The sequence below is a fragment of the Subtercola boreus genome, from assembly GCF_003399645.1.
Classification (GTDB): Bacteria; Actinomycetota; Actinomycetes; order Actinomycetales; family Microbacteriaceae; genus Subtercola; species Subtercola boreus_A.
Genome location: NZ_NBXD01000014.1, coordinates 430,645 through 442,681 on the forward strand (window position 1 = coordinate 430,645; position 12,037 = coordinate 442,681).

Annotated in this window: 14 protein-coding genes, 4 tRNA genes and 1 pseudogene; 4 read left to right on the forward strand and 15 right to left on the reverse strand. The window is 67.3% G+C overall.

Annotated elements, in window-relative coordinates; genetic code table 11:
• Positions 1 to 10: 10 nt before the first annotated feature.
• The 9 genes from yajC to thrS all read right to left on the reverse strand — a co-directional run bounded on the left by yajC (position 11) and on the right by thrS (position 7,777).
• Positions 11 to 439 (reverse strand): preprotein translocase subunit YajC, encoded by a 429-nt coding sequence (gene yajC / locus B7R24_RS08100; protein WP_116418437.1) that lies wholly within the window; start codon positions 437 to 439, stop codon positions 11 to 13.
• A 78-nt stretch (positions 440 to 517) separates the two neighbouring features.
• Positions 518 to 1,564, reverse strand: coding sequence for a Holliday junction branch migration DNA helicase RuvB (gene ruvB / locus B7R24_RS08105; RefSeq protein WP_116418438.1), 1,047 nt, complete (start codon positions 1,562 to 1,564; stop codon positions 518 to 520).
• Positions 1,561 to 2,196 (reverse strand): Holliday junction branch migration protein RuvA, encoded by a 636-nt coding sequence (gene ruvA / locus B7R24_RS08110; RefSeq protein ID WP_116418439.1) that lies wholly within the window; start codon positions 2,194 to 2,196, stop codon positions 1,561 to 1,563. Before ruvA ends, ruvB begins: the two co-directional genes overlap by 4 nt.
• A 66-nt stretch (positions 2,197 to 2,262) precedes the next feature.
• Positions 2,263 to 2,892 carry a crossover junction endodeoxyribonuclease RuvC gene (gene ruvC, locus B7R24_RS08115; RefSeq protein ID WP_116418440.1) on the reverse strand — a complete coding sequence of 210 codons (630 nt, stop codon included), beginning with the start codon at positions 2,890 to 2,892 and terminating at the stop codon, positions 2,263 to 2,265.
• 43 nt (positions 2,893 to 2,935) lie between these two features.
• The gene (locus B7R24_RS08120; protein WP_116418441.1) at positions 2,936 to 3,694 is read right to left on the reverse strand and encodes a YebC/PmpR family DNA-binding transcriptional regulator; all 759 of its coding nucleotides are present in this window, start codon (positions 3,692 to 3,694) and stop codon (positions 2,936 to 2,938) included.
• A 67-nt stretch (positions 3,695 to 3,761) separates the two neighbouring features.
• A complete protein-coding gene (gene pdxT, locus B7R24_RS08125; protein WP_116418442.1) occupies positions 3,762 to 4,379 on the reverse strand; it encodes a pyridoxal 5'-phosphate synthase glutaminase subunit PdxT in 618 nt (205 codons plus the stop codon).
• The gene (pdxS, locus tag B7R24_RS08130; RefSeq protein WP_116418443.1) at positions 4,369 to 5,271 is read right to left on the reverse strand and encodes a pyridoxal 5'-phosphate synthase lyase subunit PdxS; all 903 of its coding nucleotides are present in this window, start codon (positions 5,269 to 5,271) and stop codon (positions 4,369 to 4,371) included. The genes pdxT and pdxS overlap by 11 nt, the downstream gene beginning before the upstream one ends.
• A gap of 32 nt (positions 5,272 to 5,303) precedes the next feature.
• On the reverse strand, positions 5,304 to 5,855 hold the full coding sequence (locus B7R24_RS08135; protein ID WP_116418444.1) for an HIT family protein: 552 nt from the start codon (positions 5,853 to 5,855) through the stop codon (positions 5,304 to 5,306).
• Positions 5,855 to 7,777 (reverse strand): threonine--tRNA ligase, encoded by a 1,923-nt coding sequence (gene thrS / locus B7R24_RS08140; RefSeq protein WP_216363648.1) that lies wholly within the window; start codon positions 7,775 to 7,777, stop codon positions 5,855 to 5,857. Before thrS ends, B7R24_RS08135 begins: the two co-directional genes overlap by 1 nt.
• A 134-nt stretch (positions 7,778 to 7,911) precedes the next feature.
• On the opposite strand from thrS, the gene folP reads away from it, so the two are divergent.
• Both folP and B7R24_RS08150 read left to right on the forward strand, forming a co-directional pair.
• On the forward strand, positions 7,912 to 8,832 hold the full coding sequence (folP, locus tag B7R24_RS08145; RefSeq protein WP_116418446.1) for a dihydropteroate synthase: 921 nt from the start codon (positions 7,912 to 7,914) through the stop codon (positions 8,830 to 8,832).
• 30 nt (positions 8,833 to 8,862) lie between these two features.
• Positions 8,863 to 9,684 carry a pyrimidine reductase family protein gene (locus B7R24_RS08150; protein WP_253259331.1) on the forward strand — a complete coding sequence of 274 codons (822 nt, stop codon included), beginning with the start codon at positions 8,863 to 8,865 and terminating at the stop codon, positions 9,682 to 9,684.
• On the opposite strand, the gene B7R24_RS08155 is transcribed toward B7R24_RS08150, so the two are convergent.
• The gene (locus B7R24_RS08155; protein ID WP_116418448.1) at positions 9,662 to 9,952 is read right to left on the reverse strand and encodes a putative quinol monooxygenase; all 291 of its coding nucleotides are present in this window, start codon (positions 9,950 to 9,952) and stop codon (positions 9,662 to 9,664) included. The genes B7R24_RS08150 and B7R24_RS08155 overlap by 23 nt on opposite strands.
• A gap of 248 nt (positions 9,953 to 10,200) precedes the next feature.
• Between B7R24_RS08155 and B7R24_RS17575 the strand changes: the two genes are divergently transcribed.
• Positions 10,201 to 10,353 carry a hypothetical protein gene (locus B7R24_RS17575; protein WP_172582748.1) on the forward strand — a complete coding sequence of 51 codons (153 nt, stop codon included), beginning with the start codon at positions 10,201 to 10,203 and terminating at the stop codon, positions 10,351 to 10,353.
• Positions 10,354 to 10,412: 59 nt separating this feature from the next.
• Here B7R24_RS17575 and B7R24_RS08160 read toward each other — a convergent pair.
• From B7R24_RS08160 to B7R24_RS08170, 3 genes are all read right to left on the reverse strand, one after another.
• Positions 10,413 to 10,484, reverse strand: a tRNA-Val gene (locus tag B7R24_RS08160).
• Positions 10,485 to 10,529: 45 nt separating this feature from the next.
• A tRNA-Cys gene (locus tag B7R24_RS08165) sits at positions 10,530 to 10,600 on the reverse strand.
• Positions 10,601 to 10,634: 34 nt separating this feature from the next.
• Positions 10,635 to 10,706, reverse strand: a tRNA-Gly gene (locus B7R24_RS08170).
• Positions 10,707 to 10,883: 177 nt separating this feature from the next.
• On the opposite strand from B7R24_RS08170, the gene B7R24_RS08175 reads away from it, so the two are divergent.
• A tRNA-Val gene (locus B7R24_RS08175) sits at positions 10,884 to 10,956 on the forward strand.
• Between the two features lie 128 nt (positions 10,957 to 11,084).
• Here B7R24_RS08175 and B7R24_RS08180 read toward each other — a convergent pair.
• Entirely contained in the window at positions 11,085 to 11,630 is a 546-nt protein-coding gene (locus B7R24_RS08180) for a type II toxin-antitoxin system PemK/MazF family toxin (RefSeq protein ID WP_216363636.1), read from the reverse strand.
• A gap of 301 nt (positions 11,631 to 11,931) precedes the next feature.
• Positions 11,932 to 12,037 (reverse strand): annotated as a pseudogene (gene hisE / locus B7R24_RS08185) (phosphoribosyl-ATP diphosphatase); the annotation flags it as partial.

A 12,037-nucleotide genomic window follows, 5' to 3' on the forward strand; every position in this document is an offset into this window, starting at 1 on the left:
CGGGTTGGGGTTACTCGGCCGACTGACGGGGGTTGCCGTGTTCGTCGAGAGGAACACCGTTGAGCATCGTACCGCCATCGACGGGCTTCTTCTCGAGGAGGGGTTCGTGGACGCGCTCACCGAACTCGGGCGAGGTCTCGTCGTCGGCCGTCTCGGCACGATCGAGGGCGACCTCTTCTTCGGTGGGAACGACGCGGGTGACCGTCTGGCGGTGCACCTTCAGAACGGTGCCCGGGGTGGTCTCGAGCATGATCTGGTTGTTCTCGACATCGATCGACAGGATGGTGCCGTAGACGCCGAAGTTGGTCATGACATAGGCCCCCTCCGTGATCTTCGTCGCCAGCTCTTCGGTCTCACGCTTGCGCTTGCGGCTGTTGCGCACCATGAAGATAATGAGAACGGCCAGCACGGCCAGCATGATCAGGGTTAACGGATCCATTGAGAGTAGAGAGCCTTCCACGGGGTTGGGGGTGTTGACGGCTCCAGTGTACTGATCGGGGCTGAGCGCCAGCTTGAATCATAGTTCATCGCCGAACAGGGGCTGGGCCTGCCCCGGAGCGACATCCTTCTGCGGCGTCATGCCGAAGTGCCGCCAGCCCTCCCGTGTGGCGACGCGGCCGCGCGGGGTTCGTACGATGAGCCCGATGCGCACCAGGAAGGGCTCGACGACCGATTCGATGGTCTCCGACTCCTCGCCGACCGAGACCGCCAGCGTGTTCAGGCCCACCGGGCCACCGTTGAACCGCGTGAGGAGGATCATCATCACGGCCCGGTCGAGCCGGTCGAGCCCCCGTTCGTCGACGTCGTACAGTTCGAGTGCCGAGCGCACCACCGCCCGGGTCGCCTCTCCCCCGTGCACCAGCGCGTAGTCGCGCACCCGCCGCAGCAGCCGGTTCGCGATTCGCGGCGTTCCCCGGGAGCGACCCGCGATCTCGATCAGCGCCGACTCCTCGATCGAGAGTTCGAGCATCACCGCGGCCCGGCGGAGCACATGCACCAGCTCCTCGGGGTCGTAGAACTCGAGGTGCGCCGTGAAACCGAACCGATCGCGAAGAGGGTTCGGGAGCAGCCCCGACCGAGTGGTGGCGCCCACGAGCGTGAACGGTGCGAGGTCGAGGGGGATGGATGTCGCGCCAGCCCCCTTTCCCACCATGATGTCGATGCGGAAGTCCTCCATCGCGAGGTAGAGCAGCTCCTCGGCCGAACGCGCCATGCGGTGGATCTCGTCGACGAACAGCACCTCCCCCGGCACCAGGGAGGACAGCACTGCGGCCAGGTCGCCCGCGTGCTGGATGGCAGGGCCGCTCGACATGCGAAGCGGTCGCCCGCTCTCGTGCGCAACGATCATGGCGAGCGTGGTCTTGCCGAGGCCCGGAGGGCCGGCCAGGAGAATGTGGTCGGGGGTGCGGTTCTGGATGGTCGCAGCATCCAGCAGCAGCTGCAACTGCCCGCGCACCCGCTGTTGGCCCACGAACTCCGCCAGGCTCTTGGGCCGAAGCGCTCCCTCGAAGGCGACCTCCGCCTCGGAACCCAGCTCGGGCTGCAGCAGTTCGTCGGCGCTCATCGGGGGCCCGCCGAACCCTGGCGCGGGCCGAGTTCGCTGAGTGCCAGACGCAGCAGGGACTGCACGCTCATCGTGTCGACGTCGTCACTGGCGGTGAGCAGCACGCGGTCGAGGGCTTCGGATGCACTGCGATCGTTCCAGCCGAGACCGACCAGAGCCACCAGCACGTCGTCGCGGATCGACGTCTGGCCTGTGAACGACGGCACCCGGCCCGCGGCGGTCCCGGCAGAGAACCCGGCGACCTTGCCCGTGAGCGACACGACGATCAGCTTCGCCGTCTTCGGCCCAATACCTGTGACGCGGCGGAACACGGAATCGTCGTCCCGCGTGACGGCCTGGGCGATCTCGGACGGTGTGAGGGCAGCGAGCACGCCCAGCGCCGACTTCGGCCCGACACCTGTCACACCCACCAGGAGGGAGAAGATCTCGAGCGAGTCGGCGCCTTCGAACCCGAAGAGCGAGAGCGCGTCTTCCCGCACGATGAGGGTCGTGACAACGAACGCCTCCTGACCCACGCGCAGGGACAGCGCGTGCGCGGGCGTGACCTGTACGGAGTAACCCACCCCGGAAACCTCGATGACGACGGCCGAGCCGACAGCTGCGAGCACGGTACCGCGAAGACTGGAGATCACGAATCAACCCTATGACTCGTACACACTTTCGAACCTCCGACATGCGGAGCGTCGAAGAGATACAGGTCAGCGGCGGAGGCCGCGGCGCTCGGGGCTGGCGGCCTTGGCGGCCTGCTCCGCGGCGAACCACACCGCCTGCGCTCCGGTCAGCGCTCTGTCGGGGCGGTCGCGCGACTCGGCACCGCCGTGCAGGTCGGCCGTCGCACTGCCCGCCAGGCGGCCGAGCGGGGAACGCCACGCGTGGCAGATGGCGAGGGCGAGGGCGTCGGCCGCATCCGCCGGCTTCGGAATGACCGCCAGGCGGAGGATCTTGGCGACCATCGTGCCGACCTGCTTCTTGTCGGCCTGGCCGTATCCGGTGACAGCAGCCTTGACCTCGGTCGGCGTGTGCATGCCGATCGGCAGCGAACGCTTGGCGGCCGCGAGCATCGCGAGGCCACTGACCTGGGCCGTGCCCATCACCGTACTGACGTTGGTGTCGGCGAAGACGCGCTCGAGGGCGACGCGCTCGGGCCGGTATTCGTCCATCAGGGCCTCGAGCTCGGTACTGATCGTCAGAAGACGGCTCTCGTGCTGGTGCCCCGCGGGCGTTCGGATCACGGTCACGTGCACGAGCGTGGCAACGCGGCCCTCGGTCACGTCGACGATACCGACGCCGCAGCGCGTCAGGCCGGGGTCGATGCCGAGCACTCTCACGACGCGATCCTCACGGGAGTGCCGGCCGGCCGGGCACCGCGGCTCAGTCTTCTTCGAGCTCGGCCTGGACCTCGGAGCTCAGGTCGAAGTTGCTGTAGACGTTCTGCACATCATCATTGTCTTCCAGCGCGTCGATCAACTTGAACACCCGGCGTGCCGTGTCGGCGTCGACCTCGATCTTGAGGCTCGGCACGAACTCCACATCGGCCGACTCGTAGTCGATACCGGCGTCTTGCAGCGCGGTTCGGTTCGCGACCAGGTCGGTCGCCTCGGTCAGCACCTCGAACGTCGACCCGTGGTCGGTCACCTCTTCTGCCCCCGCATCCATCACGGCCACCAGCACATCGTCTTCGCTCAGCCCGTCGGCGTGGGCGACCGTGATGACACCCTTGCGGTGGAAGTTGTAGGCGACACTGCCCGGGTCTCCCATGGTTCCGCCGTTGCGGGTCATGATCGTGCGAACGTCTGCGGCAGCGCGGTTCTTGTTGTCGGTGAGGCACTCGATGAGAATGGCCACTCCGTTCGCGCCGTATCCCTCGTACATGATGGTCTGGTAGTCGACGGCCTCAGAGCCCACACCGGCACCGCGCTTGACGGCACGGTCGATGAGGTCTTTGGGCACGGAGGTCTTCTTGGCCTTCTGCACGGCGTCGACGAGCGTGGGGTTGCCCACCAGGTCTGCGCCGCCCTGGCGCGCCGCGACCTCGATGTTCTTGATCAGCTTCGCGAACGACTTCGCGCGCCGGGCGTCGGTGACGGCCTTCTGGTGCTTGGTGGTGGCCCACTTGGAATGACCTGACATAGTGCTCTCCTCGAAAATTCTCACCCAGTCTAAAACATCGCCGACACGGGGCCCCATCGATCGGGCGCTATCGCTGGAAACCGACCTCGAGAACGCGATTGTAGAAACGTCGGTGGAAGCGGTAGTCCTCGGTCATCTCCGGGTGGAAGGAGGTGCCGAGCAGATTGCCCTGTTCGACGGCGATCACCCGCCCGTCCTCGAGCGCTCCGAGAACGGATGCCCGCTCCCCCACATCGTCGACGACCGGCGCCCTGATGAACACCGCGTGCACGGCCGGCTCCCCCAGTTCGGGAATGTCGATGTCGACCTCGAAGGAGTCCTTCTGGCTTCCGAACGCATTGCGGCGAACCGCGATGTCGAGTCCGCCGAAGCTCTGCTGCCCGGCGATCGCATCGACGAGCCGGTCGGCCAGCATGATCAGGCCCGCACAGGTGCCGTAGACGGGCAGACCCGCCGCGATCGCCTCCTTCAGCGGCTCGGCGACCCCGAACATCCGCGACAGCTTGTCGATGACGCTCGACTCCCCGCCGGGGATGACCAGCCCCGAGACCTGCGCCAGCTCGGAGGGGCGTCGCACGGAGATGACGTCGGCGCCGAACGAGCGCAGAACGGCGGCGTGCTCGCGAAAGTCGCCCTGCAGGGCGAGAACGCCGACCGGCGCGGAAGCGCCCGTGCTACCAGCCACGCTCTGCGAGGCGGTGGGGGGCGGGGATGTCGGCGACGTTGATGCCGACCATCGCCTCGCCGAGCCCACGCGAAGCCTCCAGAACCACCTGCGGGTCGTCGTAGAACGTTGTCGCCTTGACGATCGCGGCGGCGCGCTTCGCCGGGTCACCCGACTTGAACACCCCGGAGCCCACGAAGACGCCGTCGGCGCCGAGCTGCATCATCAGCGCAGCATCGGCGGGCGTCGCGACACCCCCCGCGGTGAAGAGCACGACCGGGAGCTTGCCCGTCTCGGCGATCTCGGCGACCAGCGCGTAGGGCGCCTGCAGTTCTTTTGCCGCGACATAGAGCTCGTCGGGTGCGAGAGCGGTGAGCGCGCGGATCTCGGCATTGATGGTGCGGATGTGCTTGGTCGCCTCCGAGACGTCGCCGGTGCCGGCCTCGCCCTTCGAACGGATCATGGCCGCGCCCTCGTTGATGCGTCGAAGCGCTTCGCCGAGGTTGGTCGCACCGCAGACGAAGGGAACGGTGAAGTTCCACTTGTCGATGTGGTTCACGTAGTCGGCCGGGCTCAGCACCTCCGACTCGTCGATGTAGTCGACGTCGAGCGCCTGCAGGATCTGCGCCTCGACGAAGTGGCCGATGCGCGCCTTCGCCATCACGGGGATGGACACGGCCGCGATGATGCCGTCGATCATGTCGGGGTCGCTCGAGCGGGCGACGCCCCCCTGCGAACGGATGTCGGCGGGAACGCGCTCGAGGGCCATCACAGCGACGGCGCCGGCGTCTTCGGCGATGCGGGCCTGTTCGGCGTTCACGACGTCCATGATGACGCCGCCTTTGAGCATTTCTGCGAGTCCCCGCTTGACGCGGGTGCTGCCGACGGAGGAGGTGGGAGTGCTGTCTGTCATAGTTCTTCTATTCTATGTAGAAATCGACGGGTTCAGGCGGGCCAGGCGGCGGCAACAGAGGCGCGGACGTCCCCCAGCAGCTGGGGCAGTGCCTTCGTCTTGGCGATGATGGGAAAGAAGTTCGAGTCGGTCGCCCAGCGCGGAACGATGTGCTGGTGCAGGTGGTCGGCGATGCCGGCGCCCGCGATGCGACCCTGGTTCATGCCGAGGTTGAAGCCCTCGCAGTTCGACACCTCGCGCAGCACCCGCATCGCGGTCTGGGTGAGTCCCGCGATCTCCGCCGTCTCCTCGGCGGTCGCCTCGTCGTAGAGCGGGATGTGCCGGTACGGGCAGACGAGCAAATGACCGCTGTTGTAGGGGAACAGGTTGAGCAGAACGTAGGCATGCCGACCCCGGGCGACGATGAGCGCATCCTCGTCGCTCCGCGTCGGGGCGATGCAGAACGGGCACTGCTCGTCGCCCGGCTGCGTGCCGTTCTGGATGTAGACCATGCGGTGCGGGGTCCACAGTCGCTGGAACGCGTCAGGAACACCCGCCATGGTGCTCGAGTCGGTGATCTCGACGCCCTCGGAGTCGGAGGTCATCAGATCTGCCCGGCTGAGGTGACCTGCGCCTTGTTCTCGATGGCTGCAACGATGCGCTCGATGGCCGAGGCCACCGGCACGGCGTTCTCCTGCGTGCCGTCACGAAAACGGAAGCTGACGGTGCCGCCGGCCCGGTCGTCCTCGCCCACGATCAGCAGGAAGGGCACCTTCTCCTTCGTGTGGGTGCGGATCTTCTTCTGCATGCGGTCGTCGGAACGGTCGAGCTCCGCGCGCACACCTCGCCGTTTGAGCTGGCCGATCAGGTCGCCGAGGTACTCCTCGTACTGTTCGGCGATCGGGATGCCGACCACCTGCACCGGAGAGAGCCAGACCGGGAATGCACCGGCGTAGTGCTCGGTGAGAATCGCGAAGAAGCGCTCGATCGACCCGAACAGCGCCCGGTGGATCATGATCGGCTGCTGCCTGGTGCCATCGGAAGCCGTGTATTCCAACTCGAACCGCTCGGGCTGGTTGAAGTCGAGTTGGATGGTCGACATCTGCCAGGTGCGGCCGATCGCGTCTCGGGCCTGCACGGAGATCTTCGGACCGTAGAACGCCGCTCCCCCGGGATCGGGCACGAGCTCGAGCCCGGATTCGATCGCGACCTCCCGCAGGGTCTCCGTCGCGCTCTCCCAGAGGTCGTCGGCGCCGATGAACTTCGGATTGGTCGCGTCTCGCGTACTGAGTTCGAGGTAGAAGTCGTCGAGACCGTAGTCCTTCAGCAGATCGAGCACGAACTGCAGGGTGGATGTCAGCTCGGACTTGACCAGCTCCGGCGTCACGTAGATGTGCGCGTCATCCTGGGTCATGCCCCGCACCCGGGTGAGGCCCTGCAGGGTGCCGCTCTTCTCGTAGCGGTAGACGGAGCCGAACTCGAACATGCGCAGCGGCAACTCGCGGTAGCTGCGGCCGCGGGCGCGGAAGATGAGGTTGTGGTACGGGCAGTTCATCGGCTTCAGGTAGTAGTCCTGGCCCTGCCGGGTGATGTTGCCGTCGGCGTCGCGCTCCTCGTCGAGGTGCATGGGCGGGAACATGCCGTCGGCGTACCACTGCAGGTGACCGCTGGTCATGAAGAGGTTGGCCTTGGTGATGTGCGGGGTGTTCACGAAGTCGTAGCCGGCCTCGATGTGGCGCTTGCGCGAGTAGTTCTCGAGCTCCTGCCGGATGATGCCGCCCTTCGGGTGGAAGACCGCGAGACCGGATCCGATCTCTTCGGGGAAGGAGAAGAGGTCGAGCTCGGCGCCGATGCGACGGTGGTCGCGCTTGGCGGCCTCCTCCAGCCGCGACTGGTGCGCGCGCAGTTCGTCTTTCGACGGCCAGGCCGTGCCGTAGATGCGCTGCAGCTGGGGGTTCTTCTCCGACCCGCGCCAGTACGCCGCCGCCAGGCGGGTGAGCGCGAAACCGTTGCCGATCATCCGTGTGTTCGGCAGGTGCGGCCCTCGGCAGAGATCTTTCCAGACGGTCTCGCCCGTCTTCGGGTCGACGTTGTCGTAGATGGTGAGCTCGGTGCCGCCCACCTCGACCGACTCGTCTTCGGCTGCCGAGCCGCCCTTGATGCCGATGAGCTCCAGCTTGTACGGCTCGTTCGCCAGTTCGGCCCGGGCATCGTCTTCGGTGACCACACGACGAACGAAACGCTGGCCCTGCCGGATGATGCGTTCCATCGATTTCTCGAGGGTCTTCAGGTCGTCAGGGGTGAACGCGGTCGACACATCGAAGTCGTAGTAGAAACCGTCGGTCACGGGCGGCCCGATGCCCAGCTTCGCTTCGGGGTTGATCGACTGCACAGCCTGCGCCAGCACATGGGTCGCCGAGTGGCGCAGGATGTTCAGTCCGTCGGGAGAAGAGAGCGCGACGCCCTCGACGTAGTCGCCGGTCTGCGCTGTGGCGGCCAGGTCGCGCAGCTCGCCATTGACCTTCATCGCCACGATCGTTCGATCGGTGAAGAGTTCGAACCCGGTGCTGGCGTTCTCGACCTGGATGATGTCACTCACGTACGTGCGGCTCCTCAGTAGTGCTCGGTGTGCTTCAACTTTAGTGCTGCGAAGATGGAGCCATGACCTGTGCCAGCCCCGAGCACCCGGCGCCCGGCGGGCTGTTCGTGCCCCCGATCGCGGTACCGCTCCGCACGATCGGGGGGCGCCGCTTCGACTTCAGCCGCCAGATCGCGGTCATGGCGATCATCAACCGCACGCCCGACTCTTTCTACGACCGGGGCAGAACGTTCGCCCTCGACCGCGCCGTCGCGGCGGCCGTGCAGGCGGTGCTCGACGGCGCAGACTGGGTCGACATCGGAGGGGTGCCGTTCGCGCCCGGGCCCGAGCTGCCTCTCGCCGAGGAGCTTCGCCGGGTGGTGCCGGTGGTCGAGGCGCTGGCCGCCGAGTCCGACGTGGTCATCTCCGTAGACACCTTCCGTTCCGAGGTCGCAGAGGCGGCGATCGCGGCCGGTGCGTCGGTGATCAACGACACCACGGGCATCCACGACCCTCGGCTCGCCGATGTGGTGGCCGACAGCTCTGCGACCCTCGTCATCACGCACAGCAGGGCCGAACCGCGAAAACCGTTCCCCCGCCCGCAGTACCTCGACGTAGCGGGCGAGATCGCCGCATTCCTCTCGGCCCGCATCGACTTCGCCCTCAGTCGGGGCATTCCCGAAGAACGCCTCATCGTCGACCCGGGGCACGACCTCAACAAGAACACGGCGCAGACGCTCGAACTCTCAAGGCGGTTGCCCGAGGTCGCCGCGCTCGGCTTTCCCGTGCTCGCGGCCATGTCGAACAAGGACTTCATCGGCGAGACACTCGGCCGGGACAAGGCCGACCGACTCGCCGGCTCGCTGGCGGCCGCCAGCGCGAGCGTGCTGCTCGGCGCGCGCATCGTCCGCATGCACGACGTGGTGGCCTCGGTGGATGCGATGCGCATGCTCGAGGGCATCCTCGGCTGGCGCGACCCCGTGCACGCGGTGCACAACGTCTGACCCGTCCCTCTCGTGTGAATGGAGAACCCGGTGACCCACGGCATCATCAGTCTCTACCCGACGGCTCGGCACCCTGCGGGGGCTCCGGATGCTCTCACCGACGCCGAGCTGCTGTCGGCCTACAGCGTGGCCGATCGTTCTGCGACCCTCGTTCGCGCCAACGTCGTCGCGAGCCTCGACGGTTCTGCGACGGCCTCCGGTCTCTCCGGCGCGCTGGGCGCACCATCCGACAAACGGGTGTTCGACCTGCTCCGTCAGCTGTGCGACGTGGTGATCGTCGGCGCCGGAACCGTTCGTTCGGAAGGGTACGGTGCGCTGCGGTTGGCACCGGAGGCTGTGGCCTGGCGTCTTGCGAACGGGCTCCCCGAGCATCCGGTGTTCGCCGTCGTCAGCGGACGCCTCGACCTCGACCCGGCGAACGACCTCTTCGCCGCAGCGCCGGTCAGGCCGCTCGTGCTGACCGCTCGGACCGCACCCGCCTCCCGGCGGGCGACTCTCTCAGAGGTCTCTGAGGTGGTGGACTGCGGCGAGACCCGGGTGGAGGCGTTGCGCCTCGTGGCGGCACTCGTCGAGCGGGGGCTGTCGCAGATCCACTGCGAGGGCGGGCCGACGCTGCTCGGCACACTCGTGGCCGCCGATCTTCTCGACGAACTCTGCCTGACGACGAGCCCGACTCTTGAAGGCGGAGTCGGACCACGAATCTCGCACGCGGCGGCGAGCATCCCCCTTCAGCCGATGCACCTCGAGCACGTTCTGCTCGCGGGCAGCATGCTGCTCTCCCGGTACTCGCGGCAGCGTAGCAGTAGCGAAGGGCAGAGTGGGTCGGGTCTCAGACCGGCAGCAGCGGGTTGATGTCGGGTGCCTCAGCCAGGTGCTCCCCGGCGATCGACAGCGCCTGCTGGATGTGAGCGGTCTGCATGTGCCCGTCGAGATCGCTCTGCGAACGCCACTTCTCGATGGTGAAGAAGGTTCCGGGAGCTGTAGCCGACGAGTAGAGGTCGTAGCTGACGCAGCCCTCCTCGGCACGGGTCGGCTGCACAAGCCCGCGGAGCGCGTCGCCGACGATCTGCTCCGCCCCCGGCTTCGCTTTCAGAACGGCGACGACGTTGAGATCCGGCATGGTGTGCTCCCTCTGCTTCCGGCGACGCTGCCGGGTCGGCTGAGGCTATCACGCGCCCTGCGCAACCGGTTCTGCGGGGTTGGGCTACGGGGATGTTACGGGAATGAGTCGGGCCGGTATCCATCCCCCATTTGGGGGATACTCACCACCCCGTTTCCGCTAGCGTTGAGGAGACGGGCACTGGATGCCCGGGGCGCGAGCGGGCCGCAGCCCGCTCCGGGTGTCAGCTGAGGTGAGGGGTCACGCCGATGTCAGCAGCAAGAACGATGAGCCGCCGGGAGCGCCGTCGTCAGTTTGTCCGTTCCCGGGCCTGGCTGGTCATCCGGCTCGTGGCCCTGGCCCTGATCGCCGCGGTCGCGATCCTGCTGGCCATGCTCGCCTTCAGCGACGCCCACGGCTAGCCCCACCCGCGCCCTCAACGACAAAAGGCCCCGAGAGTATCGAGGCCTTCAGTCTTCTGTGGGCGGTACTGGGATCGAACCAGCGACCTCTTCCGTGTCAGGGAAGCGCGCTACCGCTGCGCCAACCGCCCATGGTCAATTTCGTGCATGTGAGTGTCTTACATTTCATTCGAGCGAGGTGGCGACGGGATTTGAACCCGTGTGGACGGCTTTGCAGGCCGCTGCCTCGCCTCTCGGCCACGCCACCATGTGGAGGGTTACCCCCGGTACTTCAACACTCGAGCGGATGACGAGATTCGAACTCGCGACCCCAACCTTGGCAAGGTTGTGCGCTACCACTGCGCCACATCCGCACTTACTTCAACCCGCATTACTGCGTGCTCGGAAGACTCTACCCGAACCCCCGACACAAAACCAAACCACGCGGATCGCGTGTCGTCACACCCGCTCGATGTGCGTTCGGGGCTCGCGGTCGGCTAAGATCGACGAGCACGAGATCGGGATTCCCCTGCGGTTCCCACCACGTTCTCGGGCGATTGGCGCAGTTGGTAGCGCGCTTCGTTCACACCGAAGAGGTCATCGGTTCGAGTCCGGTATCGCCCACTCCACACACCCCACGCACGTTCCCCGGTGGGGTCGAGAGTCCGGTGGGGTCGCGCGTCCAGTGGGTAGTGCGTCCGGTGGGGTCGCGCGTCCGGTGGGGTCGAGCGTCGGCGGGTCGGAAGAGTGGCTCAGGACCGGTAGCGCTGCTGCAGTGCTTCTGCCACCCGCGCGTATCGGGCAGCATCCAGGGCCGCTCCCTCACGACGCATGCTGGCGTCGTTCACGCGGAAGAGTCGGTCGAGGCGCACCCAGGACGCCCGCCCCGTCTGATCCCACGGGCCGCGGCCGAGTTCGAGTGAACCGAGATCACCCTCGTGCTCCTTGCTCGTGAGCTGCACGCCCAGAACAGTGTTGGCGCTCAGCCGCGCCAGAACCAGCACGGGGCGGTCTTTGCCGCGGCCGTCGTTCTCCTCGTACGGCACCCAGGTCCAGACGACCTCGCCCGGGTCGGGTCGAGCGTCGGCGTGTGGCGAGTAGCTCAATTTCTGGTGCCCGAGTGAGCGCGAGTCGATCTCGACGGTGCGGGTCGCGTCGGTCGGCAGCGGTGCCGGGCGCGACGACGAGGTGGTCGTGCGAGTGCCCGACCCGCCGGTCGCCGCAGGTGCCCTGCGTGCGGGCAGGCTGGAAGCGAGCGATCGGAGAACGGTACCGAGGAGACGCGTGAAGGAGGCCACGTCGACAATCTACGCGACCCGCCACCGCGCCCGCCCGCCACCGCATGCTCGCCCGCCGGCCCGCCGGCCCGCCGGCCCGCCGGCCCGCCCGCCCGCCCGCCGGCCCACCTGCCCTCCCATCCGCCGCCCCGCCCCCGCATGCTCGCCCGCCGGCCCGGCCGCCCCGCATACCCGCCCCACTTTGCGCAAAAGCACCCAACCTCGGGGGTTTGGGTGCTTTTGCGCAAAACGGGCCGCCAGCGCGGGCGCCAGCACGGGCCGCCTGGGGGGGGCCGCCAGGGGGGGGGGGGTTTGTGGAGGGTCAGAGGTGTTTGTACACGTCGGCGGGGCTGAGGCCCTTCGCCAGCATCATCACCTGCAGATGGTAGAGCAGCTGCGAGATCTCTTCGGCTGTCTCTCGGTCGCTC